Here is a 2,676-nt window from a genome sequence, read left to right as displayed (position 1 = left end):
CAGCCAATTCTGGACCCGCCCTTCTTTCAGGGGACGGGAAAACCAGCCAATTCTGCACCCGCCCTTCTTTCAGGGGACGGGAAAAATCAGCCCGATTCGATCACCCGCCGCCGATGCTGATTTACCCGAACTTACCCATAAATTAAACCGCAGCCCCACTCCTCATGCTGCCAACTTGACCACCCATAGCAACCTCTTTGGTAATCATTTCAGCAACGATTTCGTAGGTTTCAACCGCCAAATCCCCCGAGGTCGAGTCCATATCAGCGATCGAATACTTTTTCGGCCAAGCACGTTCGAGGTTCCAGCGTAAAACCTCTTCTCCGTCAGGAGAATACAGCACCACAGAACCACTAGCCCGGTACTGAGACCATTTCCCTTCTCCTCCCTCTTCCGGTGGTAGACAGGCTTTGAACCAAGCAAATAGCTGGCGGCTGGCATCGTTGGGGTCGTCGCTGATGTAAGTTTCGATGGTCATCGACGGGTTGGTTTCGTAACCGGCGATCGTGCTTTGGCGAACCCGGCGACCTTTGCGACCAGAACCCAAGGCTTTATCACCTCCGGCTACTTTTCCCTCGTAGGTCAGGGCTGCCATACTTTTGATATAAGCATTTTGGACAATATTCCCAACAGTATCATTGCGAAAATCAATTTGATACCGGGTGGCGGTAGTGGTAAAAACCGGAGCAGCACTACTCATAATTCGATTCCCTTGTGTAAGTGTCAATATCAAAAAAATCCCAACTGCCTCCAATCGGTTGGTTTTGGAGGCAGAGATTTAAGAGAGTTGGCTTATTCGCCTTCACCGTCAGCCGTCCACTGGCTGATGCGGAATATCACAAATTCAGCCGGACGCACTGGACAGACACCCACTTCCACAAACAGCCGACCCAGCATCATGCTTTGGGGGCTATTGAGTTCAGCATCGCACTTCACATAAAAAGCCTCACTGGGACTGCCACCGATTAAGGCTCCCGATCGCCATAATTCAGTTAAGAAGCTGCTAATGGTGCGTTTGACCCGCTGCCAGAGGTCTTCGTCGTTCGGTTCAAACACCACCCACTGGGTACCGTTTTCGATAGATTTTTCGATGTAGCTCATCAGACGGCGAACGTTGATATAACGCCATTCAGTTTTGTCGGGTTCCACCAAGGTACGAGCGCCCCAGATCCGGATACCCCGGTTCTCAAAAGGCCGGATACAGTTGATGCCAATAGGGTTCAGCAGTTCCTGTTCTCGGAAGTTGCACGGGTGAGTTAGACCGATCACACCTCGTGGGACTTCGTTAGCAGGCGCTTTGTAAACCCCCCGGGTTTCGTCCACCCGCGCCCATACTCCTGCCATGTGGCCGCTGGGGGGAATAGCTATGGGTCGTCCGGCGTTGCGGGGGTTCGGAACTAGAATCCACGGGTAGTACAGTGCCGCAAATTGCGATCGACGGTTAAATTCTATGCTCAACCAACGGCTGATCTCTTGCGGTTTTACCCGATCAGGCGGCGGGTCAAGGATGATCATTCGGTTGGGGGCGTTGGGGATGTCCCCGTCTGCGGCTCCCTCGCACATACTCACCATCAAGTCCATTAGTCCGTGGAGTTGATCAAGATCAATCAATCCCTGTTCGTAGACTTTCATTAAGTCTGGACAGCAAATGATAGTTACTTCGTCGATTTCAAACAAGCCCCGAATCCCGGTGCGCTCCTCCCTCACCCCTTCTACATGGCGCGCTAAGTTTTCTGTTTCTGCAATGATCGCCCCAGGACTAACTTCATACACCCCGTTAGACGGGCGACGGGCTAGGGGACTGCCACTGATGGCTAAATCCGTGGCGATAATATACTCAGATGCCTCCAGAGCGCTAACCACATAATCGGCTACTGCTGTTTCGATGTCTGGATTCATACTCAGGTGTGGGAACCGTTCGAGTTCCTCACCTCCCTGGCGAATAACTACGGTGAAAAATTCCCCTGTATTAGCAGTGACGATCGCTTCTGATGCTTCCGTTTCTTCGCTGGGGGGTTTGGGGTATCCTTCTGTAATTTGTACCCGGATAGAGCGATCGCTCACAGCCAGAAACCTGTTTTGGGAACTATCTGTTAGGGAACCCTCAGAACCACTATCTTCCGCATTTTCACGGATGGAAAATCTTAACGAAGGACGATTAGCGCGGTTGACAATTTCGGTTCCCGTTTCCCTCACTTCCGGCTTAGGAGAACCTGGGAGTCCTGTTCCCATGCTAGTAATCCAGCAACGACCGCCGCCGTTGAGAAACCAACCGTACACTGAAAAGGGAAGATAGGCTCCGAACTCCGTAAAACCGTCCGAGTTAGTTCGACCGAAGTATTCCAGATACTGCTTCCAACTGGTTACTAACATCGGCTTAAAAGGTTCAGCCCCACCTCGGATATCCTCCGTGAAACCGACAAATCCCGCTACAGCGGTGGGAACACCCTGAAGAGGTCGAGAGCCGCGATCGACCTCCTCAATGTAAACGCCAGGTGCAAAATAATCAAGCCTAGCCATAAAATTTTTTCTCCCTGATATGGGTGGTATGTATGGAAGTGGGCAAGTATCCCACTCTCAACTAAGTAGGGTGGGGCTTTCTCATCCTGAATAACTCTGGTGCGTCAGGTAGAATTTCACCGGGTTTCCCGATAATTTACCGGGTCTGACGCACCC

2 protein-coding genes are annotated in these 2,676 nt (G+C 51.6%); both read right to left on the bottom strand.

Annotated elements, in window-relative coordinates; translation table 11 throughout:
- Positions 1 to 142: 142 nt before the first annotated feature.
- On the bottom strand, positions 143 to 700 hold the full coding sequence (locus tag P5674_RS04845; RefSeq protein ID WP_006617730.1) for a phage tail protein: 558 nt from the start codon (positions 698 to 700) through the stop codon (positions 143 to 145).
- A gap of 92 nt (positions 701 to 792) precedes the next feature.
- Positions 793 to 2,520, bottom strand: a complete 1,728-nt coding sequence (locus P5674_RS04840; RefSeq protein ID WP_006617731.1) for a phage tail sheath family protein — start codon at positions 2,518 to 2,520, stop codon at positions 793 to 795.
- Positions 2,521 to 2,676 lie beyond the last annotated feature (156 nt).

Source organism: Limnospira sp. PMC 289.06, from assembly GCF_032350395.1.
GTDB lineage: Bacteria > Cyanobacteriota > Cyanobacteriia > Cyanobacteriales > Microcoleaceae > Limnospira > Limnospira platensis.
The sequence above is the reverse complement of the archived record's forward strand: the minus strand, read 5'-3'. Positions and strand labels throughout refer to the sequence as shown.

Bases quoted from the DNA above. Each gene is read 5' to 3' on its own strand.
- P5674_RS04845 (WP_006617730.1), bottom strand. From the start codon at position 700: ATGAGTAGTGCTGCTCCGGTTTTTACCACTACCGCCACCCGGTATCAA.
- P5674_RS04840 (WP_006617731.1), bottom strand. From the start codon at position 2,520: ATGGCTAGGCTTGATTATTTTGCACCTGGCGTTTACATTGAGGAGGTC.